16 protein-coding genes and 1 pseudogene are annotated in these 16,821 nt (G+C 65.4%); 9 read left to right on the forward strand and 8 right to left on the reverse strand.

What is annotated here, in order from left to right:
- From EPD66_RS06325 to EPD66_RS06350, 6 genes are all read right to left on the reverse strand, one after another.
- Nucleotides 1–1,221, reverse strand: coding sequence for an allantoate amidohydrolase (locus tag EPD66_RS06325; protein ID WP_255448389.1), 1,221 nt, complete (start codon nucleotides 1,219–1,221; stop codon nucleotides 1–3).
- Nucleotides 1,218–1,961 carry a GntR family transcriptional regulator gene (locus EPD66_RS06330; RefSeq protein ID WP_142847643.1) on the reverse strand — a complete coding sequence of 248 codons (744 nt, stop codon included), beginning with the start codon at nucleotides 1,959–1,961 and terminating at the stop codon, nucleotides 1,218–1,220. Before EPD66_RS06330 ends, EPD66_RS06325 begins: the two co-directional genes overlap by 4 nt.
- 33 nt (nucleotides 1,962–1,994) lie before the next feature.
- Entirely contained in the window at nucleotides 1,995–2,915 is a 921-nt protein-coding gene (gene puuE, locus EPD66_RS06335) for an allantoinase PuuE (protein ID WP_142847644.1), read from the reverse strand.
- Nucleotides 2,916–2,917: 2 nt separating this feature from the next.
- Nucleotides 2,918–3,682, reverse strand: a complete 765-nt coding sequence (locus tag EPD66_RS06340; protein WP_142847645.1) for an ABC transporter permease — start codon at nucleotides 3,680–3,682, stop codon at nucleotides 2,918–2,920.
- A gap of 17 nt (nucleotides 3,683–3,699) precedes the next feature.
- Nucleotides 3,700–4,485 carry an ABC transporter ATP-binding protein gene (locus EPD66_RS06345; RefSeq protein WP_255448390.1) on the reverse strand — a complete coding sequence of 262 codons (786 nt, stop codon included), beginning with the start codon at nucleotides 4,483–4,485 and terminating at the stop codon, nucleotides 3,700–3,702.
- 64 nt (nucleotides 4,486–4,549) lie between these two features.
- Complete coding sequence (locus tag EPD66_RS06350) at nucleotides 4,550–5,578, reverse strand: ABC transporter substrate-binding protein (RefSeq protein WP_221930893.1); 1,029 nt, start codon at nucleotides 5,576–5,578, stop codon at nucleotides 4,550–4,552.
- A gap of 281 nt (nucleotides 5,579–5,859) precedes the next feature.
- Between EPD66_RS06350 and xdhA the strand changes: the two genes are divergently transcribed.
- The 9 genes and pseudogenes from xdhA to EPD66_RS06390 all read left to right on the forward strand — a co-directional run bounded on the left by xdhA (nucleotide 5,860) and on the right by EPD66_RS06390 (nucleotide 14,927).
- On the forward strand, nucleotides 5,860–7,281 hold the full coding sequence (gene xdhA / locus EPD66_RS06355; RefSeq protein ID WP_142847647.1) for a xanthine dehydrogenase small subunit: 1,422 nt from the start codon (nucleotides 5,860–5,862) through the stop codon (nucleotides 7,279–7,281).
- Nucleotides 7,278–9,563 carry a xanthine dehydrogenase molybdopterin binding subunit gene (gene xdhB, locus EPD66_RS06360; protein WP_142847648.1) on the forward strand — a complete coding sequence of 762 codons (2,286 nt, stop codon included), beginning with the start codon at nucleotides 7,278–7,280 and terminating at the stop codon, nucleotides 9,561–9,563. Before xdhA ends, xdhB begins: the two co-directional genes overlap by 4 nt.
- A 1-nt stretch (nucleotide 9,564) precedes the next feature.
- Nucleotides 9,565–10,356, forward strand: a complete 792-nt coding sequence (xdhC, locus tag EPD66_RS06365; RefSeq protein WP_142847649.1) for a xanthine dehydrogenase accessory protein XdhC — start codon at nucleotides 9,565–9,567, stop codon at nucleotides 10,354–10,356.
- Between the two features lies 1 nt (nucleotide 10,357).
- Nucleotides 10,358–10,846: pseudogene (uraD, locus tag EPD66_RS24335) on the forward strand (2-oxo-4-hydroxy-4-carboxy-5-ureidoimidazoline decarboxylase); the annotation flags it as partial.
- A gap of 9 nt (nucleotides 10,847–10,855) precedes the next feature.
- On the forward strand, nucleotides 10,856–11,227 hold the full coding sequence (gene uraH / locus EPD66_RS24340; RefSeq protein ID WP_221930904.1) for a hydroxyisourate hydrolase: 372 nt from the start codon (nucleotides 10,856–10,858) through the stop codon (nucleotides 11,225–11,227).
- A gap of 9 nt (nucleotides 11,228–11,236) precedes the next feature.
- Nucleotides 11,237–12,451 (forward strand): urate hydroxylase PuuD, encoded by a 1,215-nt coding sequence (locus EPD66_RS06375; protein ID WP_142847651.1) that lies wholly within the window; start codon nucleotides 11,237–11,239, stop codon nucleotides 12,449–12,451.
- Between the two features lie 185 nt (nucleotides 12,452–12,636).
- A complete protein-coding gene (locus EPD66_RS06380) occupies nucleotides 12,637–13,362 on the forward strand; it encodes an ABC transporter permease (RefSeq protein ID WP_142847652.1) in 726 nt (241 codons plus the stop codon).
- Nucleotides 13,362–14,081 (forward strand): ATP-binding cassette domain-containing protein, encoded by a 720-nt coding sequence (locus tag EPD66_RS06385; RefSeq protein ID WP_142847782.1) that lies wholly within the window; start codon nucleotides 13,362–13,364, stop codon nucleotides 14,079–14,081. Before EPD66_RS06380 ends, EPD66_RS06385 begins: the two co-directional genes overlap by 1 nt.
- Before the next feature lie 18 nt (nucleotides 14,082–14,099).
- The gene (locus tag EPD66_RS06390; RefSeq protein WP_142847653.1) at nucleotides 14,100–14,927 is read left to right on the forward strand and encodes a substrate-binding domain-containing protein; all 828 of its coding nucleotides are present in this window, start codon (nucleotides 14,100–14,102) and stop codon (nucleotides 14,925–14,927) included.
- Nucleotides 14,928–14,989: 62 nt separating this feature from the next.
- Here EPD66_RS06390 and EPD66_RS06395 read toward each other — a convergent pair whose 3' ends face one another.
- Together EPD66_RS06395 and EPD66_RS06400 are read right to left on the reverse strand one after the other, a co-directional pair.
- Nucleotides 14,990–15,805, reverse strand: a complete 816-nt coding sequence (locus tag EPD66_RS06395; RefSeq protein WP_142847654.1) for an MBL fold metallo-hydrolase — start codon at nucleotides 15,803–15,805, stop codon at nucleotides 14,990–14,992.
- A gap of 85 nt (nucleotides 15,806–15,890) precedes the next feature.
- Nucleotides 15,891–16,631 (reverse strand): S-adenosyl-l-methionine hydroxide adenosyltransferase family protein, encoded by a 741-nt coding sequence (locus EPD66_RS06400; protein ID WP_142847655.1) that lies wholly within the window; start codon nucleotides 16,629–16,631, stop codon nucleotides 15,891–15,893.
- Nucleotides 16,632–16,821 lie beyond the last annotated feature (190 nt).

A 16,821-nucleotide genomic window follows, 5' to 3' on the forward strand; every position in this document is an offset into this window, starting at 1 on the left:
TTATCCTTCAAAATTTTCAATGAAACGCAGCAGAACGCGGGCGCCAGTCTCGGCGTCCTCGGCGGTGATGCTTTCGGCGGGGTTATGGCTGATCCCGCCGCGGCAGCGCACGAACAGCATGCCGATCTCGCAGAGAGGAGTCATGGCCATGGCATCGTGCCCCGCCCCGGACAGCAGTTCCGGCGCCTCGATGCCTTCGGCCCGCGCCGCCTCGCTCAGGCGGGCCATCAGGCGCGGCGAGCAGGCGACGGCGGGGCTGTCATGGGTGACACGGTATTGCAGCCCCATGCGGCGGCCCTCGGCGATCTCGTCGAAGCGGTCGATGACGGTATTGACCCGTTCCTGCCGCTGCTCGTCCTGGTCGGAACGGATATCGACGCTGAAGCGGACTTCGCCGGGAATGACATTGCCCGCGCCGGGCGAGACCGACAGGCGGCCGACCGTGCCGACCACGCGGCCGCGGCCGGAACATTCCTCTTCCACCGCCAGCACCATCTCGGCGGCGGCGGCCAAGGCATCGCAGCGCAGATGCATGGGCACGGTACCAGCATGGCCCGCTTCGCCGGTCAGGGTCACTTCCAGGCGGGTGGCCCCGGCGATGCCGGTCACGATGCCCACCGGGATGCCCTCGCGTTCCAGCACCGGCCCCTGCTCGATATGCAGCTCCACATAGGCCGCCACTTCCTCGGGTCGGCGGACGGCGCTGCCGATGCGGTTGGGATCCAGGCCGAAGGCGGTCAGCGCATCGGCCATGGACACGCCGTCGCTGTCGCAATTGCGCAGCAGGCCGCGGTCGAGGGTTCCCGCGACGGCGCGGCTGCCGATCAGGGTGGATTGGAAACGCACCCCCTCCTCGTCGCCGAAGCCCACCACCTCGATGGCGAAGGGCAAGCGGCGGCCGCGCGCGTTCAGGTCGGCGACACAGGCAATGGCGGACAGGACGCCCAGCATGCCGTCATACCGCCCGGCATCGCGCACCGTATCGAGATGGGACCCCAGCATCAGCGCCGGCAGACCGGGCCTTTCCCCTTCATAGCGGCCCACGACATTGCCCACGGCATCGATATGCACCGCCATGCCGGCTTCTTGCATCCAGCGCGATACCAGGTCATTCGCAGCCTTGTGTTCAGGCGTCAGGTAAAGGCGCGTCAGTCCCGGCCCGCTGGTGATAGCGGCCAGTTCATCGGCGCGGGCCATTAGATCAAGGCCGGACAAACTCAAGACAAACCTCCCATTCCCGCGAAAACATTGCGCAGATCGACCGCTCCCGGCTCCTCGACGTCCAGCGCCAGGCGGGCCTCCACCGCGCGCAGGTGGCGCTCCATGACGGCGGCGGCCCCGTCCACATCACCGGCGACAAGACGCTCGAGGAGGTCGCGATGCTCTTCCGGCGAGCATCCCACGGCACCGGGCGCCTCGTAGACGGCGATGATCAGGGAGGAACGCAGGACCAGTTCCTTCAGCAGATCGGCAAGGATGATGTTATCGGCAATTTCCGCCAGCAACAGATGAAATTCACCCGACAATTTGATCTCGGCGCGGCGGTCGTGCCGCTGGTGGGCCGCCTCTTCCGCGGCGATGTGGCGTTCCAGCCGCCGCAGTTCCGCCGCCCCCGCCTCGCGCGCCACGATCCGCGTGATGGCTTCCTCGATGACGCGCCGGGCGGTGAAGACGTCGCGCGCCTCCTTGACCGTGGGATGGGCGACGAAGGCGCCGCGATTGGGCTGCAGCGTGACCAGCTTGTCGTGGGCCAGGCTGTGCAGCACCTTGCGGATGCGCGCGCGGCTGACGCCGAAGATGCCTGCCAGATGATCCTCGACCAGTTTGGTCCCGGCGGGGAGACGGCGTTCGGCGATGGCATCGTGGATGGCTTCATAGATCCGCCGTTCGGCCGAGACCGAGCCTCCCGATGCCCCGCTTCCCTCTTCCGCCGCCGCTGCGCCTCGCGCGATGGCGACCAATTTCCTCTCCTACTCTTGTTCTCTTGCCTGTCCTCAGCCCTGGTAAGGATGGCGGGCCATCCAATGGCGGGCGATATCGACGCGGCGGCAGATCCACACCTTGTCGTGGGACTGTACATGGTCAAGAAAGCGCTTCAACGCCTTGAACCGCCCCGGCCGCCCGGCGAGACGGCAATGCAGGCCGATGGACATCATCTTGGGCCTGTCCTCGCCTTCCTCGTAGAGCGTATCGAAGGCGTCGCGCAGATAGGCGAAGAAATCCTCGCCGGTGCCGAAGCCCTGGGCGGTGCCGAACTTCATGTCGTTGTTGTCGAGCGTATAGGGCACGACCAGATGGGGCTTGCCGCCTTCGGTGACCCAGTAAGGCAGGTCGTCGTTATAGGCATCGGCGTCATAGAGGAAACCGCCCTCCTCCACGACCAGCTTGCGGGTCTGCGGCGACAGGCGACCCGTATACCAGCCCAGCGGACGCTGGCCGGTCAGGCGGGCGATGGACTCGATGGCCTGCCGCATGTGCTGGCGCTCGGTTTCCTCGTCGACGAACTGGTAATCGATCCAGCGCCAGCCATGGCTGGCAATTTCCCAATCCTGCTCGACCATCGCCGCGACGGCTTCGGGATTGCGCTCCAGCGCCATCGCCACGCCGTAGATGGTCAGCGGCAGGCCGCGTTCGGCGAACAGGCGGTGGATGCGCCAGAAACCGGCGCGGCTGCCATATTCATAGACCGATTCCACCTGAAGATTGCGCACGCCCGGCAAGGCAGGCGCGCCCACCACTTCCTGCAGGTAGCATTCCGAGGCCGGGTCGCCGTGCAGGATGCAAGCCTCGCCCCCTTCCTCGTAATTCAGCACGAACTGCACCGCGATCCGCGCGCCCTGGGGCCAGTCGGCATGGGGCGGCTTGGCCCCATAGCCGATGAGATCGCGGGGATAGAGACCTTCGCCCAGGCTCATTCTCAAGCTCCCTGCTGGCCGCGATGGGCCCATTGGGTGGACCGGCGTTCGATCACCGAGAACAATTCATACATGATGATCCCCATGGCAGCGATGACCAGCAGGCCGGCGAAGACCAGCGGCATCTGGAAACGGGAACTGGCCGACATCATCAGGTAGCCGACACCGGCATTGGACGCCACGGTCTCGGCCATCACCGAGCCGACGAAGGCCAGGGTGATCGCCACTTTCAGCGAGGCGAAGAAGAAGGGCAGCGAACGGGGAAAGCCGACCTTGAACAGGATGTCGCGGCGCTTGGCCCCCAGCGAGCGCAGCACGTCGCGCAATTCCGGCTCCAGCGTCGCCAGGCCCGTGGCCACGTTGACGACGATCGGGAAGAAGGAAATCAGGAAGGCGGTCAGGACGGCGGGCACCGTGCCGATGCCGAACCACATCACCAGGACCGGCACCACGGCGACCTTGGGCACCGCGTTGAAGCCGATCAGCAGCGGGTTCAAGGCATCATAGATCGCCTTGGACGAACCGACGAAGACGCCGAGCAGGACGCCGAAGACGACGGCGATGCCGAAGCCAACCACGGTGGTATAGAGGGTCTGGACGGCATGCATCCAGATGGCGTCGCGGAATTCCCAGCCGGCCATGATGCTGGCCGAGGGGCGGGGCAGGATATATTCGGGCACCTGAAGCAGCAGGCAGCCCAGTTCCCAGACCACGAACAGGCCGATGCTGGTCAGCCAGGGGACGCTCTTGCGAAAAGTGGGAGTCATGGTCTCGCGTCTCCGGCTCAGGCGGCGCGCACGGCGCTGATATGCTCGCGCAATTCATGCACCAGCGTGGTGTATTCTTCGGTGAAGGTGGTTTCCAGCGTGCGCGGGCGCGGCAGGGTGTTGCGGCGCATCTCGACGACCTGACCGGGGCGTTTGCTCATCACATAGATGGTGTCGGCCAGATAGGCCGCCTCGCGCAGGTCGTGGGTGACCAGGATCACGGTGAAGGGCCGCTTGGTCCACAATTCCTGCAGGATCGCCCACAATTCCTCACGGGTGAAGGCATCCAGGGCGCCGAAGGGCTCGTCGAGCATCAGGAGGTCGGGCTCGTGGATCAGCGAGCGGCAGAGCGAGGCGCGCTGCTGCATGCCGCCCGACAATTGCCAGGGGAACTTGTCCTCGAAGCCGGACAGGCCGACGGTCGCCAGCAAGTCCTTGGCCCGCTGGATATACATGTCCTTGTTCTTGCGGAAATTCTTGCGGTGCGGCTCGACGATCTCGAGCGGCAGCAGGATGTTCTTCAGGGTTGTGCGCCAGGGCAGCAGGGTCGGATTCTGGAAGGCCATGCCGACGATTTTCAGCGGCCCGTCCACTTCCTTGTTGTCCACCAGCACGTTGCCGCTGGACGGCCGCACCAGTCCCGAGACCAGTTTCAGCAGCGTGGACTTCCCGCAGCCGCTTGGCCCGACCACGGCGATGAATTCACCGCGAGCGATCTTGATGGAGGTCTCGTCGAGGGCCAGCGTGTCGCCCATGCCATAGCGCAGGGTCACGCGGTCGAGGTCAACGAAGGCGTCAGCCACGGGAGTATCCTTATTCTTTAACGAAAACGGTCTCGGGAAAGATGCAAGGTCGGCGGGACCAGGATCAGCGGGTCAGCATCCGCTCTTCCTTGGCAGGCATGAAGGAATCGTCGAAGACTTCATTCAGGTCCGGCTTGCGGCTCAGGCCGAAGCCCAGCGTCACCAACTCGATATTGGCGGCCAGACGGGCCTCGGTCACGCCGCCCATGCCGTTGGCCTTCACGTCGTCGGTCAGCACGTTGTTGTTGATGACCATGTGCAGGCGTTCCAGTTCCAGGGCCTCGTTGATCAGCGGATCGCGCTTTTTCACGGCCTGGATACCGGCTTCGGGATCGGCGATGACATCGGCCCAGCCCCTGGCGACGGCGCGCAGGAAGCCCTTCAGCGCCTCGGGATGTTCGGCCTTCATCTTGGCCGAGGGAATGACGGCGTTGCTGTAGAGGGACAGGCCGGAATCGGCGTAGTGGAAGACGTTCAGGTCTTCTTCCTTGATGCCCTGGGCCTTCAGGTTCAGCAGACTGGTGAAATAGAAGCCCGAAATGGCATCGACGTCGCCGCGGACCAGCATCGGCTCGCGCAGCGGCGGATCCATGCTCTTCCAGGTCACCGCGCCGACATCCACGCCGACGGCCTGGGCGAAGGCGGGGAACAGCTTGCGCGGGGCGTCGAAGACCGGGGCGCCCAGGGTCTTGCCGCTCAGCTCCGCCGGGCTGTCGATGCCGGTCTTCTTCAGGCTGAAGATGGCGAAGGGGGCGACGTCGTAGACGACGAAGATCGCCTGAAGCTTGTTGCCCGGATTCTGGTCGTTGAATTCGATCAGCGAATTGATGTCGGCGAGCGCGATGTCATAGGCGCCCGAGGCCACGCGGGTCACGGCACCGGATGAACCGTTGCCCGAGTCGATGGTGATGTTGATGCCTTCCTCGGCGAAATAGCCCTTCTCGGCAGCCACCAGGAACGGGGCGGCGGGGCCTTCGAATTTCCAGTCCAGGGTCAGCTTGACAGGGACGTTCTGGGCCATCGCGCCCTGAGCGCCGACAACCATGCCGGCGGCGATGCCGAAGCTGGCAATCGCGGTCTTGATCCGGTTCATCGTCATTTTTCCTCTCTCTCCTCATCACGACGCAGCGGTCGCGCCGAATAAGGATAGGCAACAGCCGTGCCAACGATCCGAAATCAGCCGAGCGCTTGGATTCCCTGCGTTTCTGGGTCTAGCATAAGTGAAGCAGCACCTTCGGCATATGCTTATTATTTGATCATCTGCCCAAGATTGTTCACAATTTTATCCGGGATCGCCACCCGAATTGGCGAAATTCCAAGCAGCCCCCGTTGGCACGGCATTCGCTTGGGCAAAGCGTTATCAAGGAGTGACGGATGAGGAACGAGATACGCTTTGTTTTGAACGGTCAGATGCGCGCCGTCAGCGGCGTAGAGCCCCATGTGACCGCCCTGTCCTGGCTGCGCGCCGACGGACTGGTCGGCAGTAAGGAGGGCTGCGCGGAAGGCGATTGCGGCGCCTGCACCGTTGCCTTGGGCGAAGTCGAGGACGGCCGCCTGGTCTGGCGCGCCGTCAATGCCTGCATCCTGCTGCTGCCCCAACTGGACGGCCGCCATGTCATGACCGTCGAGGGGCTGCGCGGCCAGGATGGCAGCCTTCATCCCGCCCAAAGCCTGCTGGCCGAAAGCCATGGCACGCAATGCGGCTTCTGCACGCCGGGCTTCGCCATGTCCTTGTTCGCCCTGTCGCGGAGCGCGGAACAACCGGACGAGGACGAGATCCTCGACGCCCTGGCCGGCAATCTCTGCCGCTGCACCGGCTACCGCCCGATCCTCGATGCCGCCAGCGCCCTGCCCCTGGACGAGGCACCCACACAGGAGGCGGAATCCGCCAGATCCCTCGCCGCCGCCACATCCGAGGAACTTTCCTATCGGACGGGCAACGCCCAAGCCTATGCGCCACGCGACCTGGACAGCCTGATCAGGATCCGGGCCGACCATCCCGAGGCCTGGATCCTCGGCGGCGGCACCGATCTCGGCCTGCGCGTCACCAAGGCCCATCAGGTGCCCCGGACCATCATCTCCCTGGCCGAGGTCGGGGAACTGAAGACGCTGACCGAGACGGAAACGGAACTGGTCATCGGCGCCGCCCTGACCTATTCCCGCGCCCTGCCCGCCCTTGCCCGCCGTCATCCCGACTTTGCCGCCATGATCCGGCGGATCGGCGCCCGGCAGGTACGCAACATGGGCAGCATCGGCGGCAATATCGTCAATGCCTCGCCCATCGGCGATTCCATGCCCGCGCTGATCGCGCTGAAGGCCCAGGTCGAACTGGCCGGGCCGCAGGGACGCCGCCTGCTGCCGGCGGAAGACTTCATCACCGGCTATCGCCAGACCGCCCTGGCGCCGGGCGAGGTGGTGGCCGCCATCCGCATTCCCCATCGCCGCCCCGGCACGGCGTTCCGCGCCTACAAGATCGCCAAGCGGGTGGACCAGGATATCTCGACCGTCGCCGCCTCCTTCAGCCTGCGCCTCGAGGACGGCCGCATCGCCGAATTCCGCGCCGGTTTCGGCGGTGTCGCCGCCAAGCCCCTGCGCGCGCTTGCCGCCGAACGGGCCCTGATCGGCCGGGCATGGGACGAAACCGCCGTCACAGCGGGCATGGCCGCCATCGATAGCGATATCAGCCCCATCTCGGATGCGCGCGGCAGTGCCGAATACCGCCGCGAGGTGGCGCGCAACCTGCTGAAGCGCTTCTATTTCGAGACCACCCAGACCGTGGAAGCGAGGCTGGCATGAGCGTCCATCAGTCCAAGGCCCATGACAGCGCCGTCAAGCATGTCACCGGCGAGGCCCAATATATCGACGACATGCCCGAGCCGCGCGGCCTGCTTCATGCCCATCTGGTGACCAGCCCGGTGGCGCATGGCAGGCTGCTCTCCATCGACACCACGCCTGCCCTGGCCGTACCGGGCGTCGCCGCCGTGGTCACTGCCGCCGATATTCCGGGCAAGAACGATATCGGTTCGATCCTGAAAGGAGAGCCCGTCTTCGCCGAGGATCTGGTCGCCTATGTCGGCCATCCCATCGGCGCCGCCGCCGCCCTGACCCCCGAGGCCGCCCGCGCCGGAGCCAAGGCCGTCAAGGCCGAAATCGAAACGCTGAAACCCATCCTGACCATCGAGGACGCCCTGACCGCCGAAAGCTATGTCATGGCGCCCATGGAAATGAAGCGAGGCGATGCCGCCGCCGCCATCGCCGCCGCGCCGCTGAGCCTGGACGGCGAGGTCATGGTCGGCGGGCAGGATCACTTCTACCTGGAAACCCAGGTCGCCATGGCCCTGCCGCAGGAAGACGGCGACATGCTGGTGCTGTCTTCGACCCAGCATCCGACCGAGGTCCAGCACATGGTCGCCAAGGTCCTGGCCCTACCCTACAACGCCGTGACCGTCGAGGTGCGGCGCATGGGTGGCGGCTTCGGCGGCAAGGAAAGCCAGGCCAGCCTGATCGCCTGCATCGCCGCCATCCTGGCACGCAAGACCCGGCGCCCGGTCAAGCTGCGCCTGGATCGCGACGACGACATGATGGTCACCGGCAAGCGCCACGACTTCCTGATACGCTGGCGGGCGGGATTCGACGAGACGGGGCTGTTGCACGGCGTCGAGATGACGCTGGCCTCGCGCTGCGGCTGGTCCGCCGATTTGTCGCCGCCGGTCATGTCGCGCGCTTTGTCCCATGCCGACAACGCCTATTACTACCCCGCCGCCCATTTCAAGGGCTTCGGCTGCCGCACCAATACCCAGTCCAACACCGCCTTCCGGGGCTTCGGCGCACCGCAAGGCATGATCGCCGCCGAGGCGATGATCGAGACCATCGCCCGCCATCTCGGCCAGGACCCGCTGGAGTTGCGCAAGCGCAATCTCTACCGCCCCGGCCGCGACCGCACCCCCTATGGGCAAAAGGTCGAGAATTTCCGCCTGCCGACGATGATCGAGCAGATCACCGCCAAGACCGATTTCGCCGCCCGGCGCGCGCAGATCCGCGCCTTCAACAGCCAAAGCCCAATCATCAAGCGCGGCCTCGCCCTGGCGCCGGTGAAGTTCGGCGTCAGCTTCAACAATGTGATGATGAACCAGGCCGGCGCCCTGCTGCATGTCTATACGGATGGCTCGATCCATCTCAATCATGGCGGCACGGAAATGGGCCAGGGCCTGTTCGTCAAGGTCGCCCAGGTGGTGGCCGAAGTGTTCCAGGTGCCGCTGGACAGCATCAAGATCACCGCAACGACCACGGGCAAGGTGCCCAATACCTCGCCCACCGCCGCCTCTTCGGGCACCGACCTCAACGGCATGGCTGCGCGCAATGCCGCCATGGCCGTGCGCAACCGTCTGGTGGAATTCATCGCCGAGCATTGCCACGGCAAGCCCGAGGACGTGGTCTTCAGCGATGGCCGCGTGCGCATCGGCAATCACGACATGAGCTTCGCCCAGGTGGCGCGCATGGCCCATGCCGCCCGTGTTTCGCTATCCGCGACCGGCTTCTACAAGACGCCGCACATCCATTTCGACGGCAAGAGCATGACCGGCCGCCCCTTCTATTACTACGCCAATGGCGTGTCGGTGTCGGAAGTCTCGCTCGACACGCTGACCGGGGAATGGCGGCTGGAACGGGTGGATATCCTGCACGATGTCGGCGCCTCGCTGAACCCGGCCATCGACAAGGGTCAGGTGGAGGGCGGCTTCGTCCAGGGCATGGGCTGGCTGACCATGGAGGAACTGGTCTGGGACGAACAGGGCCGCCTTCTGACCCATGCCCCCTCGACCTACAAGATCCCCACCGCCCGCGACGTCCCCCGGGCCTTCTTCGTGGACCTGCTGGAAAACGCCCCCAACGAGGAAATGACCATCTATCGTTCCAAGGCAGTGGGCGAGCCGCCGCTGATGCTGGCCATGTCGGTCTGGCTGGCCCTGCTCGATGCCGTGGCCGCCACCGCCGCGCCGGGCAAGGTGCCGAGGCTCGATGCCCCGGCGACGCCCGAACGGCTGCTGATGGCCGTCAAACGCGCAAGCGAGGCCGCATGAGATGACTGACTGGTTCGATTTGGTCGCCGCCTGCCGCGGCGCCGGCACCCCTCATGTGATCGTCACCGTCCTGGAGGCGAAAGGCTCGACCCCGCGCGGAGCCGGCACCAAGATGGCCGTCTCGGCCGACGGGCTGGGCGGCACCATCGGCGGCGGCAACCTGGAATTCCAGGCCATCGACATCGCCCGGCAGATGATGGAGGCTGGCGCGCAGGTGCCGGAAAGCCGGGCCTTCCCGCTGGGCCCGGCCCTGGGGCAGTGCTGCGGCGGGCATATCACCCTGCTGTTCGAGCCCTTCGGCGCGCCGGACTTCCATCTCGCCCTATTCGGGGCCGGTCATGTCGCCCGGGCCATCGTCCATGTGCTGGACGGCATCCCCTGCAGGATCCACTGGATCGACAGCCGCGACGAATCCTTCCCCGAAGGCCTTCGCTCCGGCGTCGCGGCCATCGCCAGCGACGATCCGGCGGGCGAAGTGGGGCTGCTGCCCAAGGATGCCCATTGCCTGATCATGACCCACAGCCACCAGATGGATTTCGACATCCTGGAGGCGGCCCTGCGGCGCGGCGGCTTCGCCTCGATCGGGCTGATCGGTTCGGCCAGCAAATGGGCCGGATTCCGCAAGCGCCTGCTCGCCAAAGGCTTCACCCCCGAAAGTGTGGACGGCGTGCGCTGCCCCATCGGCCTACCCGGTATCCCCGGCAAGCGCCCGGCCGAGATCGCCATCGCCGTCGCCGCCGACCTTCTTCTCTTCACTGCCAACTCGCATCACCTCAACAAGGACCACGCCTGACATGCTGTCCATCGCCGAGATCGACGCCCTGGATTGCGGCGCCTTCGTCGCCCATTTCGGCGGCGTCTTCGAGCATTCCCCCTGGGTCGCCGAGCGCGCCTGGGCATCCCGCCCCTTCGGTTCGCTGACCGCCTTGCATGACGCCATGGCCCAGGCGGCCGTGCGCGAGGCAAGCGAGGACGAGCAACTGGCCCTGCTGCGCGCCCATCCCGATTTGGCCGGACGCGCCGCCATCGCCGGCGAGGTGACGGTGGAATCCAAGGGCGAGCAGGCCTCCGCCGGACTGGACCGCCTGACCGCCGAAGAAATGGCCCGCTTCACCAGCCTGAACGATGCCTATCGCACCCGTTTCGGCTTTCCTTTCATCATGGCGGTGCGGCATGCCGACAAGTTCCGCATCCTCGATTCCTTCGCCCGCCGCGTGAAGAACCCCCCCGGCGCCGAGAAGCAGACCGCCCTGGCCGAGGTCGCCAAGATCGCCTGGATGCGCCTGCTCGACATGGTCGTGCCCAATCCCACCGGCCGCCTGACGACCCATGTGCTGGACACGGCGACGGGCCGTCCGGCCTCGGGGATGCGCCTCTTCCTCCATGCCGTCGACGGCAGCGAACGTCGCCTGCTGGGTGAATTCGTCACCAATGCCGACGGCCGCCTGGATGCCCCGGCCCTGTCCGGTGCGGAACTGAAGGCCGGAACCTACGAACTGGAATTCCTGGCCGGCGCCTATTTCTCGGCGACCTGCCAGCCGACCGCCGCCCCTTCCTTCCTCGACCGCATTCCCTTGCGCTTCGCCATCGGCAATCCCGAGCAGCATTACCACGTGCCGCTATTGGTCTCGCCCTGGTCCTATTCCACCTATCGCGGCAGCTGAGAACTCATCATGGACGCTTTCCTGACAGAGTGGCTGAATCTGGCGCTTCGCTGGATGCATATCATCGTCGGCATCGCCTGGATCGGCTCCTCCTTCTACTTCAACTGGCAGGACAGCAGCCTGCGCAAGAACGACCGCGATCCCGAACGCGACCGCCTGCAAGGCGAAGTGTGGATGGTCCATGGCGGCGGCTTCTACCATGTCCGCAAATTCCTGGTCGCCCCCGCCCGCCTGCCTGATGAACTGCATTGGTTCAAATGGGAAGCCTATGCCACCTGGGCGACCGGCCTGCTGCTGCTGATCCTGATCTACTACATGCAGGCCAGTGCCTATCTGCTGCCCGCCGACAGCACCCTCACACCCTTCCAGGGCGTGGCCATCGGCGTGGGCGCGATGGTGCTGTCCTGGCTGATCTATGACGGTCTGTGCCGCTCGCCTCTGGGCAAGAATGACGGCTTGCTGGCCATCGTCGTCTTCGTGCTGCTGACCCTGCTGGCCTATGGCCTGTCCCATGTCTTCAGCGGACGCGGCATGTATATGCAGATGGGGGCGGTGATCGGCACACTGATGGCGGTGAACGTCTTCGCTGTCATCATTCCCGGCCAGAAGCGCATCGTCGCTGCCTTGGAAAAGGGCGAGACCGCCAATCCCGCCGACGGCAAGCGCGGCAAGCAGCGCTCGCTGCACAACAACTACATGACCCTGCCGGTGCTGTTCACCATGATCAGCAACCATTATCCCACCGCCTTCGGCCATGAATGGAACTGGGCCATCCTGGCGGGGCTGGCGCTGATCGGGGCGGTGGTCCGGCATTACTTCAACCTGCGCAACCGGGGCATCAACCAGCCCTGGATCCTGCCCGCCGCCGGCGCCGCCCTGGTCGCCCTGGCCCTGGTCATCTCTCCGCCCGCCCGCAGCCCGGCCGAGGCCGCAATCGAAGGCGAGGACGGCCTGCCCGGCACCTCCTTCGCCATCGCCCAGGCCATCGTCGAGGCGCGCTGCAATGCCTGTCATTCGGCACGCCCGACCTATCCCGACTTCCCCTCCGCCCCCAACGGCGTGGCCTTCGACACGCCCCAGCAGATCCAGGCCTGGGCGGCGGGCATCCAGACCCGTTCGGTGGAAAGCGATTCCATGCCGCTGGGCAACGTCACCGGCATGACCCAGGAAGAACGGGTGATCCTTGGCCGCTGGATCGCCGAAGGCGCCCATATCCCGCGCTGAACCGGCTTTCCTGCCGCAATGCAAGCCCCTGCCTGCCCAGGCGGGGGCTTTTTTCATTTCCGGCCGGAATCGCAAGGAAGAGCAATTTCTTCCGCATTCCGTAGTAAACGCGCGAAAATGCATAAAAACGCATGGCTCTCCGCCACGAATCCCGCTAGCTTAGGGGGAAGAGGTCGTGGAGAGGCATGTCTACAATCGGTGAATCCTTTGCCGCCGCACTGGCGCTGATCCTGGGCATGGACCCGGCTCTGCGCGAGATCGTCGGCCTGTCGCTGCAGGTCAGCCTGACGGCGGTCTTCCTGGCCGCGCTGATCGGCTTGCCGCTGGGTGCCCTGCTGGCTTTGTCCTCCTTCCCCGGGCGCGGCGCCGTCATCGTGCTGTCCAACACGCTGATGGGCCTGCCGCCGGTGGTGGTGGGGCTGCTGGTCTATCTGATGCTGTCCCGCGCCGGGCCCTTCGGCGTGCTGAGCCTGCTTTACACCCCTACGGCCATGATCATCGCCCAGGTGGTGCTGGTCACGCCCATCATCGTCGCCTATTCCCGACAGGTGGTCGAAGACCTGTGGACGGAATATGGCGAACAATTGCGCTCGCTCGGCGCCGGGCGGCTGAGCGCTACCCCCACCCTGCTATGGGAAGGCCGCTTTCCCCTGACCACCGGCATCCTCGCGGGCTTCGGACGCGCCAGCGCAGAAGTCGGCGCGGTGATGATCGTCGGCGGCAATATCGAGCATGTCACCCGCGTCATGACCACCGCCATTGCACTCGAGGTCAGCCGCGGCGACCTGCCGCTGGCCCTGGGTCTGGGAATCGTGCTGCTGATCCTCTCGCTCGGCGTCAATGCCGCCACCGCCTTGCTGGCCATGGCGACGCGGCAGGAAAGACGCCTGATGCGCCGGAGGGTGGCGTGATGCGCAATTTCTCGATCCTGCCGCTGGAATTGTGCGGCGTCAGCTTCTCCGCCGGGGGAAAAAAGCTGATTCACGACATCGACCTGATGATCGAGGACGGCCCTGCCACCATCCTGCTCGGCCCCAACGGCGCGGGCAAAAGCCTGTTGCTGCGCCTCTGCCACGGCCTGCTGCAGCCGACCACCGGCCAAGTGATCTGGCGCGATCTCGGCCGCCACATGCCCAAGCTTCACGCCATGGTCTTCCAGCGCCCGGTGATGCTGCGCCGTTCCGCCGCCGCGAATATCGACTATGCCCTGAAGCTGAACGGAATCTGCCGCCAAAGCCGCAAGAAGCTGGTCGCCGAGGCCCTGGAACTGGCCGGCCTCAGCGATCAGGCGCAGACCCCCGCCCGCGTCCTGTCGGGGGGGCAGCAGCAGCGCCTTGCCATCGCCCGCGCCTGGGCCTGCCGCCCCCAGGTCCTGTTCCTCGACGAACCCACCGCCAGCCTGGACCCCCAAGCCACCAAGGCGGTCGAGACCTTGATCGGACAGGTCCAGGAAAGCGGCACCAAGATCATCATGACCACCCATGACTTGGGCCAGGCCCGCCGCTTGGCCGGGGAAGTGCTGTTCCTGCATTCCGGCCGCCTGATCGAACATCGACCGGCCGAACCTTTCTTCTCCGGCCCGGCCACGTCCGAGGCGCGCGCCTTCCTGGCCGGCGATCTCCTTTGGTAAAAATCAGGGAATAACAAAATGAAGAAGACTCTGGGCAGCTTGGCTGCCGCCTTTGTCCTTACCCTCGGACTCGCCGCACCTGCTGCCGCGCAGGAGCAGTTCATCGTCGTGGCCTCGACCACCTCGACCGAACAATCCGGCCTGTTCAAGCATATCCTGCCCCGCTTCACCGAACAGAGCGGCATCGAAGTCCGCGTCGTCGCCCAGGGCACCGGTCAGGCGCTGAAGACCGCCGCCAACGGCGATGCCGACGTGGTGCTGGTCCATGACACCGTCGCCGAAGAAAAATTCGTCGCCGACGGCTTCGGCGTCGACCGCCGCCCCGTGATGTATAACGACTTCATCCTGATCGGCCCCAAGGCGGACCCCGCCGAAGCGCGCAGCCAAGGTGAAGGCAGCACCGTTCCGGCCCTGCAGAAGATCGCCCAGGCCGAGGCTCCCTTCGTCTCGCGCGGCGACAACAGCGGCACCCATGCCGCCGAACTGCGCTTCTGGTCGCAGGCCGGTGTTGACGTCAAGGCCGCCTCGGGCAACTGGTACCGGGAAACCGGCTCGGGCATGGGCCCGACGCTGAACACCGCCGCCGCCATGGACGCCTATGTCCTGGCCGACCGCGGCACCTGGCTCAGCTTCAAGAATCGCGGCAACCTCGAAATCCTCGTCGAGGGCGACCCGGCCATGTTCAACCAGTACGGCGTGATTCTGGTCAATCCCGAACGCCATCCCCATGTCAAGGCCGACGCCGGCCGCGCCTTCATGGATTGGCTGACCTCGGAAGACGGGCAGCAGGCCATCGCCTCCTACCAGATCGACGGCGAGCAGCTTTTCTTCCCGAACGCGGAATAATCTCGCGGATTCCCGCCCAGGAGGTCCGGCCTCCTGGGCCTTATGATCGATAAATCCCCCGCCTAGCCCAGCGCGATTTCCATATTGTCGCGGGCAACCACCGTCCCGTCCCACAGGCGGCGGGCCTCGTCCTCCAGCTTTTCCATGAAGCTGTCGGTATGATCGGGGTCGTGGTGGAAGATGGCCAGGCGCTTGACCCGGGCCTGGCGGCACAGCCGCACCCCTTCCTGCCAGGTGGAATGGCCCCAGCCGACCTTGGCCGGGAATTCGTCGTCGGTATAGGTGCTGTCGTAGATCACCAGATCGGCGCCTTCGATCAGCTTCAGGATGGTCGCATCCGGCTCGCCCGGCACATGTTCGGTATCGGTCACGATGCAGACCGAAGCGCCGCCATGTTCGATACGATAGCCGGTGGCGCCGTTGGGATGGCGCAGGGGCGCCGTGCGCACCACCACGTCTCCGAATTCCAGGGTCTGTCCGGCGCTGAAATCCTCGAAGCTCAGCCTTGATCGCAGGGCTTCCAGCGGAACCGGGAACATCGGCGTGGACATCTGGCTGGCCAGCACCGTCTGCACGCCGCCATTGTTCTTCAGATGGCCGGCCATGACACGAATCGTATAATCGGGATTGAAGGCCGGACCGAAGAAGGGAAAGCCGTTGATATGGTCCCAATGGGTGTGGGTCAGCAGCAGAACCACGTCCTGGACGCCGCGTCGGGCAAGCTCGAGCCCACAATTGCGGATGCCCGTGCCGGCATCGATGATGAAGACCTTTCCCCCGGCATCGACCTGAACGCAGCTGGTATTGCCGCCATAAATCACATGATCGGGCGATGGACAGGCAATGCTTCCCCGAACGCCCCAGAACTTTACTTTCACGCCTGTCTCTCCACTCCCCTAAGAGGCGGACATGATAGCCATTCCCGGAAAAGATAAAAGTCCGCCCGCGCCTGGATAGTAAGATTTAGGGGGTATACCCGGCATACAGGTCAACCGCCGCACCCAGGACAGCCCCCAGGACCTGATCGGCCCGGCCGCCATTGACGGCGATTTCCGCCAAGCCGTTGGAATTCTCGTACCAGAAGCCCTGCCCCGCGGGGACATCGCCGAAGGTCCGCGCCCGATACAGGACATGGCCGCCAATGCCCAATTGGTCGCCCTGCGCCAGGGATGAAGCACGCAGCCCGGTCAGGGCATTCCCATAGCGATCCACATAGACGATGCGCGCCAAATCGTCGGGCCAGTCGGGACGGCGGGGCGGCTCGACGGCCTCGCCCAGCGTCTCGGGCGCCTCTCCCCTGGCGAGCGCCGCCGCAACCGGGGCGAAAAGGTCCCGGCCGTGGAAACTGGCCGACAGACGCTCGCCCCGCCAGGTGATGCGCCAGCAGGACAGCTGCCGGGAGCGGCGCATCAGCGGCTCGAACAGGCCGTTATCCGGGCCGACATACCAGCGCCCGTCCGCGCGCAGCATCAGCGGCGCCCGCTCGGTTCCCACCCCCGGATCGATCACGCAGAGGAAGATGCTGCCCGGCGGAAAGACCGACGCATAGGGCGGCAGCAGATAGGCGGCGGCCTGGGGATCGAAAGCGGGCGCGTCGGCCAGCAGGTCCACCACCGGCAAGCCGGGGGCCGCCATGTGCAGGACCGCCTTGACCTGACCGAGATAAGGCCCTTCCAGCCCGAAATCCGTGAAGGTAACGATCATGATGCCCCATTGTTGCCGTGGAAGACGACGGAAACAGTATTTCAGACCGTCCGGATCCGGCCAATCCCTCGCCGTCGTATGGTTTCATGAGTGTGAAACCACGACTTGAGATACCCTTGCATAGGTAGGGATTTTCCCCTAATGGAAGAGGTATGTAAGCACCCTTCTTTCTTGTGGATTATCTACGTTA

It is taken from the genome of Telmatospirillum sp. J64-1, from assembly GCF_006980715.1.
Lineage (GTDB): Bacteria > Pseudomonadota > Alphaproteobacteria > Rhodospirillales > Magnetospirillaceae > Oleiliquidispirillum > Oleiliquidispirillum nitrogeniifigens.

Bases quoted from the DNA above. Each gene is read 5' to 3' on its own strand.
- EPD66_RS06380 (WP_142847652.1), top strand. From the start codon at position 12,637: ATGTCTACAATCGGTGAATCCTTTGCCGCCGCACTGGCGCTGATCCTG.
- xdhC (WP_142847649.1), top strand. From the start codon at position 9,565: ATGACTGACTGGTTCGATTTGGTCGCCGCCTGCCGCGGCGCCGGCACC.
- xdhB (WP_142847648.1), top strand. From the start codon at position 7,278: ATGAGCGTCCATCAGTCCAAGGCCCATGACAGCGCCGTCAAGCATGTC.
- EPD66_RS06375 (WP_142847651.1), top strand. From the start codon at position 11,237: ATGGACGCTTTCCTGACAGAGTGGCTGAATCTGGCGCTTCGCTGGATG.
- EPD66_RS06350 (WP_221930893.1), bottom strand. From the start codon at position 5,578: ATGAACCGGATCAAGACCGCGATTGCCAGCTTCGGCATCGCCGCCGGC.
- puuE (WP_142847644.1), bottom strand. From the start codon at position 2,915: ATGAGCCTGGGCGAAGGTCTCTATCCCCGCGATCTCATCGGCTATGGG.
- EPD66_RS06400 (WP_142847655.1), bottom strand. From the start codon at position 16,631: ATGATCGTTACCTTCACGGATTTCGGGCTGGAAGGGCCTTATCTCGGT.
- EPD66_RS06385 (WP_142847782.1), top strand. From the start codon at position 13,362: ATGCGCAATTTCTCGATCCTGCCGCTGGAATTGTGCGGCGTCAGCTTC.
- EPD66_RS06390 (WP_142847653.1), top strand. From the start codon at position 14,100: ATGAAGAAGACTCTGGGCAGCTTGGCTGCCGCCTTTGTCCTTACCCTC.
- EPD66_RS06340 (WP_142847645.1), bottom strand. From the start codon at position 3,682: ATGACTCCCACTTTTCGCAAGAGCGTCCCCTGGCTGACCAGCATCGGC.
- xdhA (WP_142847647.1), top strand. From the start codon at position 5,860: ATGAGGAACGAGATACGCTTTGTTTTGAACGGTCAGATGCGCGCCGTC.
- uraH (WP_221930904.1), top strand. From the start codon at position 10,856: ATGGTCGTGCCCAATCCCACCGGCCGCCTGACGACCCATGTGCTGGAC.